The sequence below is a fragment of the Streptomyces dysideae genome (assembly GCF_001514305.1).
GTDB lineage: Bacteria > Actinomycetota > Actinomycetes > Streptomycetales > Streptomycetaceae > Streptomyces > Streptomyces dysideae.
The window spans coordinates 116,281-135,987 of sequence record NZ_KQ949104.1; the positions used below are offsets into that span (position 1 = coordinate 116,281).

A 19,707-nucleotide genomic window follows, 5' to 3' on the forward strand; every position below is an offset into this window, starting at 1 on the left:
CGGTCGCACGGGGCCGGTTCGAGTTCGATCAGACGGTGTGCGCGTCCGCCGCGCGGGCCGTCGCGGGAGCACCGTCGGCGTCGGAGGGGCCGATGTCGGCCAGGTCCCGGTGCCGGGTCTCCTTGGCCACTCCCACGGCGATCACCGTCAGGACGGCCGCGGCGATGACGTACAGGGCGATCGGGGTGGAACTGCCGTAGTCGGACAGCAGCGCGGTGGCGATCAGCGGTGCGGGCGCGCCTGCCGCGACCGAGGCGAACTGGGCGCCTATGGAGGCGCCCGAGTAGCGCATCCGGGTCGCGAACATCTCGGAGAAGAAGGCGGCCTGCGGTGCGTACATCCCCCCGTGCAGCACCAGGCCCACGGTCACGGCGAGGAGCAGGCTGCCGAAGCCGCCCGTGTCGATGAGGGAGAAGAACGGGAACATCCACGCGCCGACACCGACCGCGCCCAGCAGGTAGACGGGACGGCGGCCGACACGGTCCGACAGCGCGCCCCAGAGCGGGATGACCGCGAAGTGCACGGCCGACGCGATCAGCACCGCGTTGAGCGCCGTCTGCTTGGAGACGCCGGCCGAGGTGGTGGCGTAGACGAGGATGAACGCGGTGATGACGTAGTAGCTGATGTTCTCCGCCATGCGCGCGCCCATCGCCACCAGGACGTCTCGCCAGTGGTGCCGCAGCACCGAGACCAGTGGCAGCCGTTCGGCTTCGTCCGTCTGTGCCGCCTTGCGGGCCTCGGCCCGTGCCAACGCCTGCTGGAATACAGGCGATTCGTCGACAGACAGACGAATCCACAAACCGACGATCACCAGCACGCCGGAGAGCAGGAACGGAATCCGCCAGCCCCACGCCCCGAAGGCGGCGTCCGACAGTACGGCGGTCAGCAGGGACAGCACCCCGGTCGCCAGCAACTGCCCCGCGGGCGCACCGGTCTGCGGCCACGAGGCCCAGAAGCCGCGCCGCCGGGCGTCCCCGTGCTCGGACACCAGCAGCACGGCCCCGCCCCACTCCCCGCCGAGCGCGAAGCCCTGCACCAGACGCAGCACGGTCAGCAGCACGGGAGCGGCGGACCCGATGGTCGCGTGCGTGGGCAGCAGCCCGATGGCGAAGGTCGCCCCGCCCATCAGCAGCAGGCTCAGCACCAGCAGCTTCTTGCGGCCGAGCCGGTCACCGTAGTGCCCGAAGACGAGGGCACCCAGCGGACGGGCGGCGAATCCGACGGCGTAGGTCAGGAACGACAGCAGGGTACCGACGAGCGGGTCGGAGTCCGGGAAGAACAGCTTGTTGAAGACGAGAGCGGCGGCGGAGCCGTACAGGAAGAAGTCGTACCACTCGATGGTGGTGCCGATGAGGGACGCGGCGACGATGCGCTTGAGGTTGCCCGGGGGTGGGGGAGCGGTGGTTGCGGAGGCCATGTGCGCCACTTCCTCGTGTGCGGTGGGGACGGGTACGTGTCGGAACACCGTAGGAACGTGCAGGTCAGGGGCACATGTGGTGGGGCAACATAGTTCAGGGCGCGGCTATGCATCGGACCACCATGACCGCTCGCGGAGCGGCGGTTGAGAGGCTTGGAGAAGGGCGAACTTGGTGCGGTCCGGGAAGCGTAGTTGGGGGTGATTTGACGGTGGCGTGCTGACTCCCGTGCTGGTTTGGTGCTGACTAAATTCGCACGTCATCACCCATGTTCGTCTCTCCCGTGCTGACTTGGTGCTGACTACGCTCCGTAGAACTCGGGCATCAGGGGCGGATCGGGCCCAGAGCTGCGCTGAGGGCAAGCGACTCGAAAGAAGGCCAAGCCGGTCGATGAGACTCGGTCTATGGGTGGGTGAGCGCGGGTCTGGGATTGCTGTGGTGTGCGATCGTCCCAGCAGGTTGTGCTATCGCCCAAGGGCGAGCGGCGCTCGCTCGGCGAGAGTGACTACACCGCCTTCTCGACGGCGCCCTCCAACTGCTCAAAGCACCGCTGATCGTGGTGTGGGACCGGCTGAGCACCCACCTCTACGACGATGAAGGCATTCATGGCCGAGCGGGACTGGCTGACGGTGATCATGCTGCCCGGGTATGCGCCCCCAAGCCAACCCGGTGGAGGGCCTGTGGGCGCGCATCAAGCCGAGTCTGGCCAACCTGGCTGCCTCCACCCTCAGCGAGTGGCGGCCCGACCACTGAGTCCCGACCACACGGGGGCGACGCCGTAGGCGTAGATGCCTGCATAGGCATGATTGTGCAGCGGGGTCTGCAGCGTCATCCGGTTCAGCCGGCACCATTCCAGGGTGCCGCACCCTGCCCCGAACTGAGCCCGTCCAGCAAAAGGTCCCCGAGCTCGGAGAACGCGTCGCCGGCGGTCAGCCCGGTCCCCTCCAGAAGGATTCCCGACTGGACCGCGTCGATGGTGACCGCTACGACGTGGGCGGCGAAATGGCCGTTGAGCGCGCGGAAAACGCCGGTCTGTACGCCTTCCTCGATCAGTTCGTGGACCCGGCGCGCCGCGGCGGCGGAGTTGGTTCGGTAGATCTGTGCGGTCGGTTCGTAACCGACCATGTCGTCGTAGAAGGCGGCGTCTACCTCACCGGCGTCGGCACCGCCAGCGCCGGCATTCCAACTCGTTAGCGGTGATGCCGATCCGGACAGGTCGTCCGGTGCCCAGTACCCGAGCCGGCTCCGAGTCTTCCGGGTAGGTGTGCGTCTGCCCTGTGACGGCCGCCAGGTCCGTGCAGTCGTCTGAGACGGCCTGGGCAATGCGGCGGAGCGTCTCGGGACCGGTCTCCGGGTTCGTCCCCTCCTCTTGGAGGGTGGAGGAAAGAAGGTCGACGATGACGAGGTCGGCGAGGTGGTCGGCACCGACAGCCGCCAGTTCCTGCGCGGTACGGGTGGTGTCCAGTGCGGTCCCGATCCGGGTCCCGGCCTCGTTGATCACGATCAGTCGCCGCTGCGGCCAGCGATCGCGTTCCCTCTGGTAGGCCGCGACAGCCTGTTCCGCCGTACGATCGGCGTACTCGAAGGCCATCGCGCTCAGGTGAGAGTCGTCGCGTTGATCAGCTCCTGGGACCCGGCGACACAGGCTGCTTCCTTGTTGAGCTGATCAAGCAGACCTGCGTGGACGAGCCGATAGCCGCGAAGGAGCTCGCTGATGGGCGCCCCGTGCTCAGCGAGTCGGCAGGCGAAAATTCGATGGCGGCGGGTGGCGTCCTGACCTTGGTCATGTCAAGGCCACGCTCGAGGAAGTCCAGAATGGCGGCGATGTGTTCGGACAACGCCACTGGCGCCACGGCGGCGATGTCCTCGTACTTCCACACCTCGGGAAGCTCACTGAGCAGGTGTTGCAGCACCACGTCGCCCAATTGGTCCGCTCGGGGTGCGAGGCCCCCGAGCGAGATCGCTGAGGAAGACATGGGCGTCGGTTCCCCTAATCACAAGGTACCCCCGCCCTGGCCGACGGGCCGTGCCGCGCGGAGTCCGGTGGACGCGCTCGCCCACCGTCGGCCGGGGCGCTGTCAGCCGTTCAGAGGGTGTGACCGGGGCGGCGGAGGACGGGGCGCAGGGTCTCGATGACGCCGGGGTCGTCCACTGTGGAGGGGATGGGTTCGTCGTGGCCGTCGGCGATGCCGCGCATGGTCTTGCGCAGGATTTTGCCCGAGCGGGTCTTGGGCAGGGCGGCCACGACCGTGACGTCCTTGAGGGAGGCGACGGCGCCGATGCGCTCACGTACGAGTTGGACGAGTTCGGCCTCGACCTCGCTCGGTTCGCGGTTGCTGCCGGCTTTGAGGACGACGAAGCCGCGCGGGATCTGTCCCTTGAGGTCGTCGGCGACGCCGATGACGGCGCATTCGGCGACGTCGGGGTGGGCGGCCAGGGCCTCTTCCATGCTGCCGGTGGACAGTCGGTGGCCGGCGACGTTGATGACGTCGTCGGTGCGGCCCATCACGAAGACATAGCCGTCGTCGTCGATGTGGCCGCTGTCGCCGGTGAGGTAGTACCCGGCGTAGGCGGAGAGGTAGGAGGCGACGTAGCGGTCGTCGTCCTTCCAGAGCGTGGGGAGCGCGCCGGGCGGCAGAGGAAGCCTCACGACGATCGCGCCGTCGACGCCCGTGGGCACCGGATCGCTCGAGGCGTCGAGGACGCGGACGTCCCAGCCCGGCAGCGGGCGGGTGGGGGAGCCGGGCTTGAGGGGGGCGGGTTCGATGCCCACGGGGTTGGCGACGATGGGCCAGCCGGTCTCGGTCTGCCACCAGTGGTCGATCACCGGGACGCCCAGCAGGGCGCTCGCCCAGTGATAGGTCTCGGGGTCGAGGCGCTCACCGGCCAGGAAGAGGTAGCGCAGGTGGGAGAGGTCGTAGCCGGCGGTGAGCACCCCTTTCGGGTCCTCCTTCCTGATCGCCCGGAAGGCGGTGGGGGCGGTGAACATGGTCTTGACGCGGTAGTCGGCGGCGACGCGCCAGAACTGGCCCGCGTCCGGGGTGCCGACCGGCTTGCCCTCGTACAGGACCGTCGTCGCGCCGGCCAGCAGGGGCGCGTAGACGATGTAGGAGTGCCCGACGACCCAGCCGACGTCGGAGCCGGTGAACATCGTCTCGCCCGGTCCCACGTCGTAGACGGCCCCCATCGACCAGTGCAGGGCGACCGCGTAGCCGCCGCTGTCGCGGACGACTCCCTTGGGTTTTCCGGTCGTTCCGGACGTGTAGAGGATGTACAGGGGATCGGTGGCGGGGACGGGAACGCAGTCGGCCGGCGGCGCGGCGGCGACCAGATCGCCCCAGTCGAGATCGTCGGGCCCCAACTCGGCGTGTTCCTGGGGGCGTTGCAGGATCACACACTTCTCCGGCTTGTGGACCGCGAGTTCAATGGCCCGGTCGAGCAGGGGCTTGTATGCGATGACGCGTTTGCCCTCGATGCCGCAGGACGCGGAGACGGCCACCTTGGGGGCCGCGTCGTCGATGCGGAGGGCGAGTTCGCGCGGTGCGAAGCCGCCGAAGACGACCGAGTGGACCGCGCCGATGCGTGCACAGGCCAGCATCGCGACCACGGCTTCGGGGACCATCGGCATGTAGATCACCACGCGGTCGCCATGCCCCACACCGAGCTGCGCGAGCGCTCCGGCGAAGGACGCCACCTCGTTCTTCAGCTGTTCGTAGGTGTAGGTGCGGCGGGTGTCGGTCACGGGTGAGTCGTAGACGAGCGCGGGCTGTTCGCCGCGGCCGGCTTCGATGTGCCGGTCGAGCGCGTTGAAGCAGACGTTGAGCCGACCGTTGGGAAACCAGCGGTAGAACGGTGCGCCCGAGGAATCCAGGGCGCGTCGCGGAGTGACATCCCAGTCGATGCCCTCGGCCGCCTTCAGCCAGAAGCTCTCCGGGTCTTCGGTGCTGGTGCGGAAGGCATCCTCGTACGTTCCCATCGCGCACTCCTTTGTGGCTTCGAGGGACGGTGGTGGGGCTGCGTGCGGAACGGTGTCGGACACGAGTACCGCATGCCGGCCGGTACGGTCGAGCAGAATGCCGGAGACCGGCGGACCGGTCACCGGCATGGCGGTGGTGCTACGGCCTGGCCGTCAGCGGGCCTGCCGTCAGGTGCGGCTTCTGCTCACGCGCCGAGGTGCTTACGGAGCCACTGACCCATCTGCTGGATCGCCTGGTCCACCTCGGGTACGCGCCCGGCGCCCAGGACGAACGAGTGCTGACCTTCGGGCAGCGGGTGGACCTCGGAGGTGACCTTGAAGTCCGCGAGGCGGCGGCCGAACTGGTCGCCGTCGTCGGCGAGGGTCTCGTACTCGCCGTAGTGGACGGTCGTGGGAGGCAGGCCCGTCAGGTCGGCGTTCACGAGACTGATCTGCGGGTCGGCGAAGTCCACTCCGGGATCCTGCAGCCAGGCTCCTCGGAAGAGCTCGAGGGTGTTCCTGCTGAGCATCTTGTCGTTGTCTTCGTTCTCGTCCACCGACGCGTTCTGGATGGTGAGGTCCGTCCACGGTGAGACGCTGACGATCGCGCCCGGCGTCACCTCGCCCTTCGCGAGCAGGCGCAGCGGGAGCATCACCGCGAGCGTCCCGCCGATCGAGTGGCCGGTGCTGCCGATGTTCCGCGGCTCGTAGCCCTGCGAGAGCAGCCAGCGGTAGGCCGTCTCGGCATCGTCGAGCTGCGCGGGGTGGGGATGTTCGGGCGCCAGGCGGAAGTCGACGACGAGGGAGCGGGCGCCGGCTGCCTTGGCGATGTGGCCGGCGGCCTTGCGGTCGGAGTGCATGGAGGCGGTGACCGAGCCGCCGAAGTGGAAGTGGAGCAGTGCCTTGCTGGGGTCGGCTCCTTCGGGGATGGCCCAGAGGGCGGGTACGCCGCCTGCGTCGACCTCGGCGTAGGTGACGCCTTCGGGTTCGGTGGACGCCTTGTGGTTGGAGTCGACGATGTCGCGGATGATGGCCAGGTCGAGGCCGGGTGTAGACGACTTCGCGCTCACGCTCGCGAGGAACTCCGCGAACTCGTGTGCTTGCTGGCTGACTGCCATGGTGGTGCTCCTTCTCGGACGGGTGCGGTGTGAGGGTTCCCCCGCGGAAGCCGGGGCGATGGGGTGGTCCTGACGCTATCGGCTGAGTATGTGAAAGTAAACTTAGATGTGGTCGGGTCCGAGCTCGGCTTCTGTGCAGTCGAGTGGTGGTGGGGGCGGGCGCGACGGCCCGGTGGACAGTGCGTCGTGCCCGCACCGCGCGGGTTCGCCCCGGCCGACGGCGCCCGCACGCCTGCCGGAATCGAGCAGCTGGTCAAAGCGGCGAGACCGGCGACGATCCGGCTGCCGGACTGTCTTCCGTGCCGCCATCGCGAACCAGGCATCGGCGACTGTACGAGTGCTACTCGTCGAGGAACTGAAGGGCGTGCTTCAGGAACCGCTCGGGGTACTGGAACTGCGCACCATGCCCGGCATCGGGGTAGATCAGCAGTTGAGCGTTGGGGATGTTCTGGGCGAGGTGCCAGGAATTGATCGAGGCGATCATCACGTCGTTCTCGCCGTTGAGGACCAGCGTCGGCTGGGTGATCGCGTTCAGGTGGGCATAGGGATTCTCGCCCGGCAGCGGTTCCGCGTAGGCGACAACCGCTTCGAACTGCGCCTGCGTGACCGCGGGCGAGGCTGGCGTGTCCTGGTCGGCCCGCTGATGACGCCGCTCCCAGAAGGCCCGGCCCGCCTCGACCGCGGCTTCCGAGCGGCCGAAGAACAGGAAGAGGAAGTCCTCCAGGGTGGGGACCGGGTTCAGTGCGTAGTCAGGCACCTGGGGGTCACTCGTCGGGTCCCCGCCTCGGAGGCCGGTGCCGAGCAGGAGGAGCTTGCGCACCAACTGGGGGTGGCGCAGCGTGACTTCCTGAGCCTGGTAACCGCCGATCGAGAAGCCGAGCAGATCGACCTGCTCCAGCCCCAGCGCCCGGATGACGGCGGCGATGTCGTCGGCCATATCCTCCATCCGGTTGCGTGGCGTGCCGGATGACGAGGCGATGCCGCGCCCGTTGAACAGGATGACCTCACGGCTTTCGGCCAGGCCGTCGGTGAGCACCGGGTCCCAGTTGTCCATGCCTCCGCGGAAATGCTGGACCAGGAAGATCGGGACGCCGGAGGGCTTGCCCCAGCGGCGGTAGGCGAATCGGTCGCCGTCGACCTCGATGTACTGAGTCGGGGCGGTCACATGCGTGTAACTCATGGTCTGAGCCTTTCTGGAGGGCGCGAGCAATACGATGACGATCGTAATTTAAAAAGTCAACCCTTTGATGTCGATCGACATCTATGTACGCTTTGACAGTCGAGCGTCAACCGAGGAAGGGGTGGCTGATCGTGAGAGTCACCAAGGCGCAGGCGGAGCGCAATCGTGCCCATATCGTCGCGACAGCCGCCAGGCTGTTCCGCGAGCGCGGCTACGACGGTGTCGGTGTGGCGGAACTGATGGCAGCCGCCGGGTTCACCCATGGCGGGTTCTACAAGCACTTCCGCTCCAAGGCCGACCTGATGGCCGAAGCTTCCGCAAGCGGGCTCTCGCAGACCGCGGCACGGACGGAAGGCCTGGACCCCGCCGAGTTCGTCGAGCGCTACGTCTCGCGGGAGCATCGCGACGGGCGCGGTGACGGCTGCACCGTCGCGGCCCTCAGCGGCGACGCCGCTCGTCAGTCGGTGGGCATCAAAACAGAGTTCGCGGCAGGGATCGAGAACCTGCTGACGGTCCTCCAGGCTCAAAGCGATAGGCCAGGGGATGCCGACCGGGGTGCAGCCCGCGCCATGCTGATCGACATGCTCGCCCATTCGGTCGGCGCGGTCATGTTGTCGCGGGCATGCCCGGACGGTTCTCTGCTGGCGGACGAAATCCTCGATGTCTGCCGCAAGGGAATTCTCGCGTCATTGACACACGGCTACAGCGACCAGTCGGAGGCACGGGGCCCGGGAGTCTGATCGCAGCCGACCGACGCGAGCCCCATCACCCGATGGTCCGGTCCTGACGCAAAGCGGCTGCGGTTCCGAGCCGTTGATGCGGCGGGGGACGCGGCCGTTCTTCACGCTTCGAGACGTCGAGTAACGAAGTGCGAGGGAACGGCCTCTTCCACGAGCGTCCCCGTCGAGGTATCCAGAGGCGAGGCGTTGGGGTTGCTGTCCCGCTTTCGGCTCGAGTGCTACGACTCCCACTACGCCCGCGCGGACGCGCTCTTCAAGCTCATCGACGCGGTCCTGTGCGCGGACGGGCTGCTCAGGGCCCGGGTGGAGGTGTCGATGGCGGCCGAGCATCGGGCTGAACGCGGCGCAATGCACGCGGCCCTGGAGCAGGGCTGGATGGTCTTGCCGAGATGCGCGGCGCGGAGCGCGGCGACGTACCCGCTGGGGCAGGCGCCGAAGGCGACGTCTTCGTCATGCGTGCTCATGAGGTCCCCCTTTCCCGGGTGTTCGATGGTTGGCTCGTGGAGCGGGTGGTCATGCGGCGCGGTGGTGGGGCGCCAGGGTGGCGTGGATCTGGTCGCGGATGTCGGCGATGACGGCTTCGTCGCTGCGGTGCAGGTACACGGTGGCGGTGGTGCTGAGGTGGATGATCGCGGTGATCACCCGCGCCAGCGTTGCCGCGTCGGCGGCATCGATGTGGTCGTCCTGGGCGAGCAGGCCGGTGACGCCGTCCTCGAGGCGGCCGGCAAGGGCGAGACCCGCATTCCGGTAGGGCTCGACCGGGTCGCCGAAGACGAGCTCGTGCAGGTATGTGCGGCCGTTCTCGATGTGCTCCCTCACGTACTCCACCACGGGACGGATGAGAGCGACGACAGGCTCCAGCGCGCCCTGTCCGGCGGCGGCGTTCGCGGCGGCGAGGCCGTCGTCGATGGCGGCGGCGAACTTCTCGTTCTGCACCATGATCAGCAACTCGGCCTTCGTGGATGCGTACAGGTAGAGCGTCCCGATCGCGACGTCGGCTCGGTCGGCGATCTGCTGCGTCGTGACCCCGTCGACGCCGTGTTCGGCGAACAAGTCGCGGGCTGCGGTCATGATGCGCTCGCGCTTGGCCTGTTTGGCCAGCTCGCGGCGCCCGATCGGCATGTGACCGCTTCGCATGGGGACCTCCCTTGACAAGAATTCTGAGTGGACTCATAGTTGAGTGTACTCGGATCGATTGAGTGAGGCGAGACCTCAGGTGCCGCGCTGAATTGGCCGACCCGGTCTCAGACCTGGACAAATTGGACTAAGGCAAGGAGTGACGCCTCATGAGGGCGTTCGTCGTCACCAAGTACAAGGAGCCGCTGCAAGAGGCGGACGTCCCCGAGCCCACCGTGGGAGAGCACGACGTGCTGGTGCGGGTGGAGGCCGCCGGGCTGAACCCGCTGGATGAGAAGATCCGCGCCGGTGAGTTCAAGCAGATCCTGCCCTACAAGTTGCCGCTGATCCTGGGCAACGACGTCGCGGGCACCGTCATCGGCGTCGGGAAGGCGGTTCGCGGCTTCAAGCCCGGAGATGAGGTTTACGGCCGGCCCGACCAGGGGCGCATCGGCACGTTCGCCGAGCGCATCGCCGTCGCGGAGGGCGACCTGGCGCTCAAGCCCGCTTCGATCAGCATGGAAGAGGCGGGCTCCCTGCCGCTGGTGGCGCTCACGGCGTGGCAGGCACTGGTGGAGCGCGGGAAGGTGCGGTCCGGGCAAAAGGTTCTCATCCACGCCGGCGCTGGCGGGGTGGGTTCGATCGCGATCCAGCTCGCCGCCCACGTCGGTGCGAGCGTCGCCACGACCGCCAGCGGTTCCAACGCGCACTTCGTGCGCGCGCTCGGCGCGGACACGGTGATCGATTACCGCACCCAGGACTTCGAGCAGCTCCTGACCGGCTACGACCTGGTGTTGGACAGCCTCGGTGGAGAGACTCTCGAGAAGTCCCTGCGGGTGCTCAAGCCCGGCGGCAAAGCCATCGGGATCGCCGGTCCCCCGGAGCCCGCTTTCGCGCGCGAGGCCGGCCTGAACCCGCTGCTGCGCCTGGCGGTCACAGTCCTGAGCCGCAAGATCCGCAAGCAGGCGAAGAAGCTCGGCGTGACGTATGAGTTCCTGCTCATGCGCGCCAGCGGCGAGCAGCTCCGCCAGATCACCACCCTCATCGACCAGGGCGTGGTGCGTCCGGTTGTGGGAAAGGTGTTCGGCTTCGACCAGACCCCGCAGGCGCTGCAGTCCCTGTCCCAGGGTGGCATCCGCGGCAAGGCCGTCATTGGCAACGGCTGACCCGCCGCAACCGCGACGGGCGACACAACACAGACCAGGAGAATCCGTCATGAGCAGCACCGACACCCCGAACGAAGCCGTCATCACCTCCTACGCGAAGGCTCCGGCCCGCACCGTCAGCGCCGGTGGCGTCACCTACGCGTACCGCGAGCTGGGACCGAAGGGCGGTATCCCCGTCGTCTTCTTCGTCCACCTCGCCGCGACCCTGGACAACTGGGACCCCCGCATCATCGACCCCGTCGCGAAGGGCCGTCATGTCATCGCCTTCGACAACCGCGGTGTCGGGGCATCCACCGGCCAGGTGCCGGACAGCGTCGAAGCGATGGCCGACGACGCCTACACCTTCATCAAGGCGCTCGGCTACGACAAGATCGACATCTTCTCCTTCTCCCTCGGCGGCTTCGTCGCCCAGGCCCTGGTGGTGAAGCACCCCGAACTCGTCCGCAAGCTGGTCCTCACCGGCACCGGGCCCAGGGGCGGCAAGGACATCGACAAGGTCGCCGGAACCACCTACTGGGACACGCTGCGCGCCACCTTGACCCGGTCGGACCCCAAGGAGTTCCTGTTCTTCAACCGCGACCCGGTCGGCAAGGCCGCCGCGCGCGCGTTCGTCAACCGGCTCAAGGAGCGCACCGTCGACCGCGACGCGGAGATCAAGGTCAAGGCGTTCCGGACACAGCTCAAGGCGATCAAGAAGTGGGGGCGGTCCGCCCCTCACGACCTGTCGAGAATCACGCAGCCCACCCTGATCGCCAACGGCGACACCGACCGCATGGTGCCGACGGTCCTGTCGGAGGACCTGCACCGGCGCATCAAGGGCAGCGAGGTGATCATCTACCCCGACTCCGGGCACGGCGGCATCTTCCAGTACCACAAGGAGTTCGCCCCCTTGGCGGTCGAGTTCCTCGCCCGATGACGACCACCTGACCACGAAGAGAAACGGAAACACCATGAGCACGTCACCAGTCGACGCACCCCAGGCAGTGAAGAAGCACCTCACCTCCTCGATCCTGCTGTGGGTGCGCACCGACCAGCCCCGCCAGACCGGCATGGACCACTGGAAGGGCCCACACTCGGCGATCATCTCCGCCACCCCGGGTCTGGAGGAGTACCGGCAGATCCACCTCGCCGAGCACAACACGGGCCGGTGGCCGGCCATCGACGGGGTCCAGACCGCGATCCCCGCCGACCGGAAGATCGACGGTGTCGCGGAAGTCACCTTCCAATCGGCGCTCGCACCTCTGAAAGGGCGCAAGCAGACGAAGCTGGCCTACGCCGACGAGATCAACGTGTTCCGCCGCACTCTCCTCTACGCCGGCCCGCCGAACTCCTCGCGTTGGTACGACGTCGCAGGCCCCGGACAGACGGTCGGTGCCCGCGCTCTGATCTACCTTCGCCGCAGAGACGGGGTCGGCGTCGGCACCTTCCGGAAGTTCGTCAATGAGGAACTCGCTCCCGCGCTCGCCGGCACCGGAGTGCTGAAGGAGCTGCGCACGCAGACGTTCCTGCCCTGGGTGGAAAAGCTCTGGGACACCCCGGACGTCGCCCACGACAACCCCCGCGACCAGCACTTCCATGCCTCGGTCAGCCTCGGGTTCACCGACACTGCGGCACGGGACGCCTTCTTCACCGGCAACGTGATCGAAGACCTGTCCAACCGGCTGGTACCGCAGGTCTCCGCGATCCACGCCTACGACGTCACCGCCGCCCTCACCTACGTCAAGAACGGCGACATCCTCCCGCGCTACGAGGAGTGAGCAGCGTAGGTGGGAAGCGGGACCGCCGGATCTGCTCAGCAATCCATCCGCCCCAGGCTTCCTGGCCCTCCTCGCGCCCCCGTCGCCATCTGATACCCATCACGCATCTGGAGCCAGCCATGAGCGAGCAGAGCACCATGGATCACGGGGGCCTGGCGTGAAGAGGTCACGTCGGGACCGAAGAACAAGCTCAGGCGTTCGTGCTGTGCAGGCCCGGGTAGAGCGCCTCAACCGGGCCGCTCAGAGCCGCCTTGATCCCCTGTGTCAACTCGTCGGCCAAGACCTCGTACTCGTCGGCCTCGACCGCGTCGTAGACCGTCGTCACCAGCTGCGTCGGCAGCATCTTGGGTCCGTCAGCGTGCGCGGCCATACGGGTGTCGACGTAGCCCATGTGCACACCCGTCACGTGGACGCCCATGGGTGCGAGCTCAATGCGCAGCGCGTTGGTGGCCGACCACAGTGCGGCCTTGGATGCGCTGTATATGCCGCCGAAGGCGTACCAGCTGGCAACGGAGTGCACGTCGACGAGGACTGACAGTGAGGATGTGATGTGTCTTCTCCGCCGGGTCTGACTCACGGACTGACCGACGCCGACTGGCTGTCCTTTAGGGGATATGTCGGCCCGCGCGGAGGAGGCATCGCACGCGACCGGACGGGCGTCCGTGACCTTATAGGAGCTTGGTCAAGAAGCCCCGCCACTGTCTTGTCCGCCCGCCCGGCCGGCGCGTGCCGCCCCACCGGGATCAGCGAGAGGACGGCAGTGACCAGCATGACGGACCAGGCCCTGGAAGTCACAGGCGGCGTCGACACTCACGGCGAGACCCATCACGCGGCGGTGACCGACCGGGTCGGCCGCCACCTGGCCGACCGGGAGTTTCCCGCGACCGGGACCGGATACCGCCAACTCCTTGCCTGGCTCCGGTCGTTCGGAACGGTGACTGCCGTCGGGGTGGAGGGCACCGGCGCCTACGGCGCCGAGCTGGCCCGCACTCTGCGGCGCGCCGGGCTGACGGTGGTCGAGGTCGACCGGCCGGATCGCAAGACGCGGCGGATGAAGGGCAAGTCCGATCCGATCGACGCCTACGCCGCAGCCGAGGCGGTCGTTTCCGGCCGGGCCACGGGCACGCCGAAGACCCGGGACGGCATCGTCGAAGCGGTCCGCACGCTGCGCGTGGTGCGTCGCTCCGCGGTGAAGGCCCGCACACAGGCGGTCAACCAGGCCCGTCAGCTGCTGGTCACCGCGCCGGAGAGACTGCGGGCCCAGCTCCGCGGACTGCCGGAAGACTGGTCCGAAGAAGTTCGTCTCCATGTTTGCCCGGATGTCCGCCTCGGTGACGTCCAGCAGACTCGCGCTCGGCGGGATGGCGCCCGCGTTGTTGACGAGCACGGTGACGTCCGCCGCGGCGGCGACGGCCGCGTCGATCGACGCGGGGTCGGTGACGTCCAGGGGCAGGGGGACGATGCGTTCATCGTCCCAGGCGCGAGGGGAACGGGCGGTGGCGTAGACCTTGGCGGCGCCGCGAGCCAGGGCTTCGTGGACGAAGTGGGTGCCGATGCCGCCATTGGCGCCGGTGACGAGGACGACTGCTCCATCGAGAGAGGGCATTGGTGTTCCTTCATTCCAAGGGGATGTGAAGTGCGTGGCTGTGCACGGATGGAGCAATAACTCCTTTCGCCCCTGCCGTGGGAGAATGAGCGCAGCCACATTCGAGCCCACGCGGTAGTGACTGTCATCATAACTGATTGCAGTCAGAATCTTTTTCCTGGAGGACACCGCCATGTCTGTCGCCTCCCAGTCGGTCGGACGGCGCGAGCGGAACAAGCGGGCCAAGCTGGACCGCATTGTCGCTGCCGCCAGTGAGCTGTTCGCCGAACACGGCGTCGATGAGGTCACGACCCAGCAGATCGCCGACAAGGCCGACATCGGCACCGGGACCCTGTTCCTTTATGCCAAGACCAAGGGCGAACTCCTCCTGCTTGTGCAGAATGCCAAGTACGCCGAAGCGCTCGAGCAGGGCCGGGCGGACGCCGAGACCGTCCCAGGCGTGCTGGACGCGGTGCTGGCGATCGTCCGGCCGATCGTGGAGTGCAACCGCACCCAGATCGACAACGGACGCACCTACCTGCGAGAGATGGTGTTCGGCGACCCCGAGGAGCCCCGACACAGCGCAGCACTCGCCATCGTCGCGCAGACCGAGGAGGCCATCGCCGCCGCGCTGCGCCGAGACGAGCGGGTCACAGAGGGCGACGCCGCGACGTTGGCACACATCGTGTCCGCCGTGATGTTCCTCAGCATGGCGACGAGCGTGAACATCGCCTTGAGCGTCGAGGAGGTCGTGCAGGACATCCGGAGGCAGGTCGACGTCCTGCTGCCTCGCTGAAGCGTGGCCCAGCCTCCGGCCCAGGCGATCATCAGGGTGGTCTTCGGTTGCGTCATGGCTCTGATCCTGACCGCGGCGGCGCCTTCGGCTCCCACACCGCCTGTCTGTCTCTTCCCCGCCCGCCGGTTGCGCCGCCTTTGCTGTCGGCGACGGCAGCTGGACGAGAGCGCGGGAGTCCGGGTTCTCGTAGAGATAAGGTGGCGGACACGACCGTCCGTTCCGCGACAGCACGAATCGCGGAGGCCCCACTCGGCGGAGTTGGCCGATCGCCTTCTCCGCAAGGCCGGCTTTGCTTTGGTCTACTGACGGCGACAGCCGCCGCTGCTGGCCGGGACCGGACATCATGCCGTCCAAGGCTGCGGGGCCAGCCCCCGCAGCACGCTCATGAGGGGGGCGGCGGAGGAAGACGTCGCCTCCCGCGCCGACGACGGCAACACCAGACCCCCGCCAGTCCCTCGGTAAGCGATCAACGACTCCGAACCCGTACGGTCGCGGACCGGCGGCCTGTGGTTCGATCGGCGGGAGTTCACCGCACCGGAATCTCGTTGGCGTTCACTCCGGCATCAGCTCGTCGGCCCGTTCGGCGACTTCATGCTGTAGAGCAGCCCACAGGGCGCGCACGGCGGGGTGCGTCACGGCCTCGCGGCGCACGGCCAGGGTGATGGGGAGCCGGATGTCGATCTCGTCGGCGAGGAGTCGGCGCAGCTGCGTCCGCTGGGTCAGGAAGGCCGGCAGGACACCGATGCCGGCGCCCTGCTGGGTGGCTTCGAGTTGGGCGAAGACGTTCGTCGAGGAGAAGGCGGGCGTCATTCCGGGAAGGTGACGCTCGATGTCGAGGTCACCGACCTGCAGCATCGACTCGATGTAGAAGATAAGCGGGTGCTCGCGCAGCTCGGCCACCGTCCTTGGCCGGCCGTACTGGGTGAGGTAGTCGTCGCATGCGTAGAGTCCCAGCGTGTAGTCGGTGAGGTGCTCGGTCACCAGGCGGCTGCTGGAGGGCACGCCGATGACGAGAGCGAGATCGAAACCGGACGGGCGCAGAGCGAGCTGCCGTGTCGCGGTGATGAGTTCGACCTGGAGGCGGGGGTGCCGACGGCGAACCCGTACGAGGGCGGGGGTGGCGAAGGCGGTGCCGAAGCCGTCAGGCGCGCTGACGCGCACCGTGCCGTGCAGGGACGGCGAGTCCTGACCCGCCACGGTGTCTACGACGCGGTCGATGGCCTCCTCGATCACGCGCGCGTCCTCCGAGACGGCTCGTCCGATGTCCGTCAGTGTCCAGCCCTCCGCGCCCCGCTCGATGAGGCGCAGGCCGATGCTCCTCTCCAATGCGGCGACACGGCGTGACACGGTGGTGTGATCCACGCCGAGCGCGTCGGCGGCTGTCACCAGGCGTCCGGTACGGGACAGCGCGAGCAGATAACGCAGATCGTCCGCACGCAGTCTGCGCGGATCGACGGAGCGATGGGAGCGGGCCGGCTGCGGGGCAGGGTTCTCGTCCGGGAAATGGAGGCGCACGGCCCGACCGTATCTGCAATTGCGCACAGTGGGTGTGCGTCATTGGTGGTTGTTTGCACACGGTGCGAGGCCGCACAGTCGGGGCAGTGGGCGCGACATGCTCCGCTGTTCTTGCCGAAAGGGCCGCCATGGTTGCCAGCCTTTCCCTCCCGCGGATCCTGCGCGTCGGCGGCGGCGCCGTCGGCGAACTGGGTGACGTCGTCGCAGGGTTGGGCCTGCGCCGCCCCTTGCTGGTGACGGACGCGTTCCTTGCCGGGACCGGTGTGGCGGAACGCCTGATGTCCGTGCTGAGGGACGCCGGGCTGCAACCGTGTCTGTTCGCCGATACCGTCCCGGATCCGACGACCGACTCGCTCGAGGCGGGCCTGGCCGTGCTGCGGGAACACGGGGCGGACTCGGTGATCGCGTTCGGCGGCGGCAGCCCGATGGACACCGCCAAGGCCCTCGGCCTGCTGGGCGTCCAGGGCGGCCGGATGCGGGACTACAAGGCCCCGCACACCAGCCTCGGCCCGGCGCTTCCGGTGATCGCGGTCCCGACGACCGCGGGCAGTGGCTCGGAGGCCACCCAGTTCACCATCATCACCGACAGTGCCACAGACGAGAAGATGCTCTGCCCGGGGTCGGCCTTCCTGCCGGTCGCCGCCGTCGTCGACTTCGAACTGACCCTGTCGATGCCGTCCCGGCTGACCGCCGACACCGGTGTCGACGCGCTCACTCATGCCGTCGAGGCGTACGTGAGCCGCAGGGCCAACCCGTTCTCCGACGGCCTCGCCCTGAACGCGATCCGGACCATCGGCCAGCACCTTCGCCGTGTCTACGCCGATGGGGGAGACCTCGTGGCTCGCGAGGCGATGATGCTCGCCGCGACCCAGGCCGGCATCGCCTTCTCCAACTCCAGCGTGGCGCTGGTGCACGGCATGAGCCGCCCGATCGGTGCTCATTTCCACGTCGCCCACGGTCTGTCGAACGCGATGCTCTTCCCCGCGGTGACAGCGTTCTCCGCGCCCGCCGCCGAGAGCCGGTACGCCGACTGTGCCCGCGCCCTCGGAGCCGCCACCGACGGCGACAGCGACGCCGTGGCCACCGATAAGCTCGTGGAGGCGCTCCGCGCCCTGTGTGAGGATCTTGAGGTGCCCACCCCTCAAGCCCACGGCATCGACAGGGACGAGTGGTTCCGCCTGTTGCCCCTCATGGCCGAGCAGGCGCTCGCGTCCGGGTCGCCCGCCAACAACCCCGTCGTACCCACCGTGGACGAGATCCAGGATCTCTACGCGCAGATCTACGCCTGACACCCGGCGAGTGAGGAACGTGATGGCCACGACAGCAGGTCCGCGCGGATGGCGAGGTGACGACCGATGACTGATACCGCTGCGGTCGAGATTCTCGCCGACGTCCACCGGGGCGTCGGACGCATCCTGCTGAACCGGCCCAAGGCGCTCAACGCCCTGACGACAGACATGGCCGCCGCCATCGACCGTGTGCTCGCCGCGTGGGAACACATACCGCTGTCCGCTGTGCTGATCGCCAGTACCAGCCCGAAGGCGTTCTGTGCCGGTGGAGACATCCGCACGATCCGCGAGCACAGCCTCGCCGGGGACGCCGAGGCCAGTGAGCGGTTCTTCGCCTCCGAGTACCGGCTCAACGCCCGGATCGCCGAATATCCCGTGCCGGTCGTGTCGCTCATCGACGGCCTGTGCATGGGCGGCGGTCTCGGTCTGTCCGTCCACGGCAGCTTCCGCGTCGTCACCGAGCGCGCGGTGCTGGCGATGCCCGAGACCGGGATCGGGTTCTTCCCGGACGTCGGGGCCAGCTACTTCCTGCCGAGGCTGCCCGGCGCGATCGGCATGTACCTGGGACTGACCGGGCACCGGCTCGACGCGGCCGACACGCAGTACACGGGTCTGGCCACGCACTTCGTCCCCGCGGACGGGCTCGACGCGGTCGGGGAGGCCCTGGCCGACAACCCCGGCGACCCGGTGGACGTGGTCCTGAACCGCCTTGCCGGCCGTTCCCCGGTGGCGGGCAGCGGGCTGGCGGAGGTACGCGGGAACGTGGACTGGGCGTTCGGCGCGCCGACCCTCGGCGAGATCGACAAGCGCCTGCGCCACCTCGATACCCCCTGGGCGGCAGAGGCGCTGGCCGCCTTGGAGTCCGCCTCGCCGCAGAGTCTGGAGATCACTCACGCTCTGCTGGCCTGGGGCAGGCAGCGCACGTTGCGAGAGTGCCTCAACGCCGAACTCGCCCTCACGCGCACGACCATCCGCACGCCGGACTTCCTGGAGGGTGTCCGTGCGGCCCTGGTCGACAAGGACCGCACCCCCAACTGGCGACGTGCGTCGCTCGGCGGGCGGACGCTGCTGTCCTGAGCATGTCTGCCCACGCATGCGTGTCGGTCCGTCCGCCGTGATCGCACTTCTGACACGTGACGGGTGCGAGGGCCTGACCACGGCTCGGGGCGTCGTGGAGCTGTGCGGCGCGTTGTGTCGCGTGACGTACGGCATGGGAGGCAGCGAGATGCCTACAGCGGCGGCTCTCCCTGACCGTAGTGGCCACTGGATCGCCGACGGCGACGTCTCCCCTCCGGTGACCGTGCCGGACGGAGGGGCTGGGGCCGGACTGCTCTCAGTTGTTGACGGGCGCCATCGATACCACGACCTTGCCGGCCTTGGTGCGGCCCTGCTCGACGTGCGCCATCGCCTCAAGCGTCTGGTCGAACGGGAAGGTGCGAGGTCTGATACGGCCCGTCCCGCTTCAGCGACTTCGAACGCGTCCTCGGCTGTCCTCGCAACCTTCTCGCTGCGCTGCTCCGGATGCTGGTGGAGGAAGGGATTCTGGCCACCGAGACCGGCAAAGAACCGGGCTCGCGGAGTCGGCCGAAGTACGTGATCACGCCCAAGGGCATGGATCTCGTCCCGGCGGTGATGGGGCGCCTGCAGTGGGGCGACCGTTACCGCGCCGACCCGGAAGGTCCGGCCGTACTGGCACGACACCGCGGATGCGGCTCGCGCGTCGATGCCCAGATCCGCTGCAAGCAAACGGGGCCACGCCGTGCAGGCGCAGGATATCGAGAGCGTCCCCAGCCCCGCATTTCGAGTGAGGCCCGCCGAGAGGCTGTGTGTGGTTGCGCCAGGTGTTCGTGGTGGCTCAGTCCGCCGGTAGGTTCAGGCCGTCGGGGTGTGGCCACTCCGCCTGGCCGCGGGCTTGGTTGGGGGCGGACCTGTGTGCGGTTGCCGCAGCGGGACATGGAGCGCCGCCGGCGGTTGCGGGCGGGAGAGCGGTCCAGGAAGCGCAGGGCGCTCAGGTCCGCTCACCCGTGGCGTTGGCGCAGTCGAATGGCCCGTCTCAGGATTCCGGTTCAAGGCCC

19 protein-coding genes and 5 pseudogenes are annotated in these 19,707 nt (G+C 68.3%); 10 read left to right on the top strand and 14 right to left on the bottom strand.

The window, feature by feature from the left end:
* Positions 1-28: 28 nt before the first annotated feature.
* Complete coding sequence (locus tag AQJ91_RS35540; RefSeq protein WP_067029853.1) at positions 29-1,417, bottom strand: MFS transporter; 1,389 nt, start codon at positions 1,415-1,417, stop codon at positions 29-31.
* 471 nt (positions 1,418-1,888) lie between these two features.
* Here AQJ91_RS35540 and AQJ91_RS58775 point away from each other — a divergent pair.
* A pseudogene (locus AQJ91_RS58775) lies at positions 1,889-2,150 on the top strand (transposase); the annotation flags it as partial.
* 102 nt (positions 2,151-2,252) lie between these two features.
* Here the strand turns inward: AQJ91_RS58775 and AQJ91_RS35545 are convergent.
* The 6 genes from AQJ91_RS35545 to AQJ91_RS35565 all read right to left on the bottom strand — a co-directional run bounded on the left by AQJ91_RS35545 (position 2,253) and on the right by AQJ91_RS35565 (position 7,668).
* A complete protein-coding gene (locus tag AQJ91_RS35545; RefSeq protein WP_234383228.1) occupies positions 2,253-2,540 on the bottom strand; it encodes a hypothetical protein in 288 nt (95 codons plus the stop codon).
* 25 nt (positions 2,541-2,565) lie between these two features.
* Entirely contained in the window at positions 2,566-3,006 is a 441-nt protein-coding gene (locus AQJ91_RS54755) for a hypothetical protein (protein ID WP_199848108.1), read from the bottom strand.
* Between the two features lie 28 nt (positions 3,007-3,034).
* Positions 3,035-3,331, bottom strand: a complete 297-nt coding sequence (locus tag AQJ91_RS35550) for a hypothetical protein (protein ID WP_159054717.1) — start codon at positions 3,329-3,331, stop codon at positions 3,035-3,037.
* A 170-nt stretch (positions 3,332-3,501) separates the two neighbouring features.
* Complete coding sequence (locus AQJ91_RS35555; protein ID WP_067029857.1) at positions 3,502-5,391, bottom strand: propionyl-CoA synthetase; 1,890 nt, start codon at positions 5,389-5,391, stop codon at positions 3,502-3,504.
* A gap of 185 nt (positions 5,392-5,576) precedes the next feature.
* Positions 5,577-6,488, bottom strand: a complete 912-nt coding sequence (locus tag AQJ91_RS35560) for an alpha/beta hydrolase (RefSeq protein ID WP_067029859.1) — start codon at positions 6,486-6,488, stop codon at positions 5,577-5,579.
* Positions 6,489-6,828: 340 nt separating this feature from the next.
* Positions 6,829-7,668, bottom strand: coding sequence for an alpha/beta fold hydrolase (locus AQJ91_RS35565; RefSeq protein WP_067029861.1), 840 nt, complete (start codon positions 7,666-7,668; stop codon positions 6,829-6,831).
* 131 nt (positions 7,669-7,799) lie between these two features.
* Here AQJ91_RS35565 and AQJ91_RS35570 point away from each other — a divergent pair, with 131 nt between their 5' ends.
* Complete coding sequence (locus AQJ91_RS35570) at positions 7,800-8,408, top strand: TetR/AcrR family transcriptional regulator (RefSeq protein ID WP_067029901.1); 609 nt, start codon at positions 7,800-7,802, stop codon at positions 8,406-8,408.
* A 230-nt stretch (positions 8,409-8,638) separates the two neighbouring features.
* Here AQJ91_RS35570 and AQJ91_RS53975 read toward each other — a convergent pair whose 3' ends face one another.
* Together AQJ91_RS53975 and AQJ91_RS35580 are read right to left on the bottom strand one after the other, a co-directional pair.
* The gene (locus AQJ91_RS53975) at positions 8,639-8,872 is read right to left on the bottom strand and encodes a hypothetical protein (RefSeq protein WP_067029863.1); all 234 of its coding nucleotides are present in this window, start codon (positions 8,870-8,872) and stop codon (positions 8,639-8,641) included.
* Between the two features lie 49 nt (positions 8,873-8,921).
* A complete protein-coding gene (locus AQJ91_RS35580; protein WP_067029865.1) occupies positions 8,922-9,545 on the bottom strand; it encodes a TetR/AcrR family transcriptional regulator in 624 nt (207 codons plus the stop codon).
* Positions 9,546-9,694: 149 nt separating this feature from the next.
* Here AQJ91_RS35580 and AQJ91_RS35585 point away from each other — a divergent pair, with 149 nt between their 5' ends.
* Genes AQJ91_RS35585 through AQJ91_RS35595 form a run of 3 tightly spaced genes read left to right on the top strand, consistent with a single transcriptional unit; the run spans position 9,695 to position 12,447 of the window.
* On the top strand, positions 9,695-10,690 hold the full coding sequence (locus tag AQJ91_RS35585) for an NADP-dependent oxidoreductase (RefSeq protein ID WP_067029867.1): 996 nt from the start codon (positions 9,695-9,697) through the stop codon (positions 10,688-10,690).
* A gap of 49 nt (positions 10,691-10,739) precedes the next feature.
* Positions 10,740-11,606 (top strand): alpha/beta fold hydrolase, encoded by an 867-nt coding sequence (locus AQJ91_RS35590; protein ID WP_067029868.1) that lies wholly within the window; start codon positions 10,740-10,742, stop codon positions 11,604-11,606.
* Positions 11,607-11,640: 34 nt separating this feature from the next.
* Positions 11,641-12,447 (top strand): strictosidine synthase, encoded by an 807-nt coding sequence (locus tag AQJ91_RS35595; RefSeq protein WP_079085450.1) that lies wholly within the window; start codon positions 11,641-11,643, stop codon positions 12,445-12,447.
* A gap of 190 nt (positions 12,448-12,637) precedes the next feature.
* On the opposite strand, the gene AQJ91_RS35600 is transcribed toward AQJ91_RS35595, so the two are convergent.
* A complete protein-coding gene (locus AQJ91_RS35600; RefSeq protein ID WP_199848106.1) occupies positions 12,638-12,967 on the bottom strand; it encodes an SDR family NAD(P)-dependent oxidoreductase in 330 nt (109 codons plus the stop codon).
* Between the two features lie 249 nt (positions 12,968-13,216).
* Between AQJ91_RS35600 and AQJ91_RS58500 the strand changes: the two are divergent.
* Positions 13,217-13,723, top strand: a pseudogene (locus AQJ91_RS58500) (IS110 family transposase); the annotation flags it as partial.
* A 63-nt stretch (positions 13,724-13,786) separates the two neighbouring features.
* Here the strand turns inward: AQJ91_RS58500 and AQJ91_RS58505 are convergent.
* Positions 13,787-14,290: pseudogene (locus AQJ91_RS58505) on the bottom strand (SDR family NAD(P)-dependent oxidoreductase); the annotation flags it as partial.
* On the opposite strand from AQJ91_RS58505, the gene AQJ91_RS35610 reads away from it, so the two are divergent.
* Complete coding sequence (locus AQJ91_RS35610; protein ID WP_067029869.1) at positions 14,226-14,828, top strand: TetR/AcrR family transcriptional regulator; 603 nt, start codon at positions 14,226-14,228, stop codon at positions 14,826-14,828. The pseudogene AQJ91_RS58505 and the gene AQJ91_RS35610 sit on opposite strands and share 65 nt — an antisense overlap.
* Before the next feature lie 552 nt (positions 14,829-15,380).
* On the opposite strand, the gene AQJ91_RS35615 is transcribed toward AQJ91_RS35610, so the two are convergent.
* Positions 15,381-16,343: a LysR family transcriptional regulator gene (locus AQJ91_RS35615; RefSeq protein WP_079085453.1), complete on the bottom strand. Its 963-nt coding sequence runs from the start codon at positions 16,341-16,343 to the stop codon at positions 15,381-15,383.
* 128 nt (positions 16,344-16,471) lie between these two features.
* On the opposite strand from AQJ91_RS35615, the gene AQJ91_RS35620 reads away from it, so the two are divergent.
* A complete protein-coding gene (locus AQJ91_RS35620) occupies positions 16,472-17,632 on the top strand; it encodes an iron-containing alcohol dehydrogenase (protein WP_067029870.1) in 1,161 nt (386 codons plus the stop codon).
* A 66-nt stretch (positions 17,633-17,698) separates the two neighbouring features.
* A complete protein-coding gene (locus AQJ91_RS35625) occupies positions 17,699-18,709 on the top strand; it encodes an enoyl-CoA hydratase/isomerase family protein (protein ID WP_067029874.1) in 1,011 nt (336 codons plus the stop codon).
* A gap of 256 nt (positions 18,710-18,965) precedes the next feature.
* Here the strand turns inward: AQJ91_RS35625 and AQJ91_RS58510 are convergent.
* A pseudogene (locus tag AQJ91_RS58510) lies at positions 18,966-19,088 on the bottom strand (NADP-dependent oxidoreductase); the annotation flags it as partial.
* A 53-nt stretch (positions 19,089-19,141) separates the two neighbouring features.
* Between AQJ91_RS58510 and AQJ91_RS58515 the strand changes: the two are divergent.
* Positions 19,142-19,237, top strand: a pseudogene (locus AQJ91_RS58515) (winged helix-turn-helix transcriptional regulator); the annotation flags it as partial.
* Positions 19,238-19,290: 53 nt separating this feature from the next.
* Here AQJ91_RS58515 and AQJ91_RS58520 read toward each other — a convergent pair.
* The gene (locus AQJ91_RS58520) at positions 19,291-19,644 is read right to left on the bottom strand and encodes a CGNR zinc finger domain-containing protein (RefSeq protein WP_407696972.1); all 354 of its coding nucleotides are present in this window, start codon (positions 19,642-19,644) and stop codon (positions 19,291-19,293) included.
* Between the last annotated feature and the right edge of the window lie 63 nt (positions 19,645-19,707).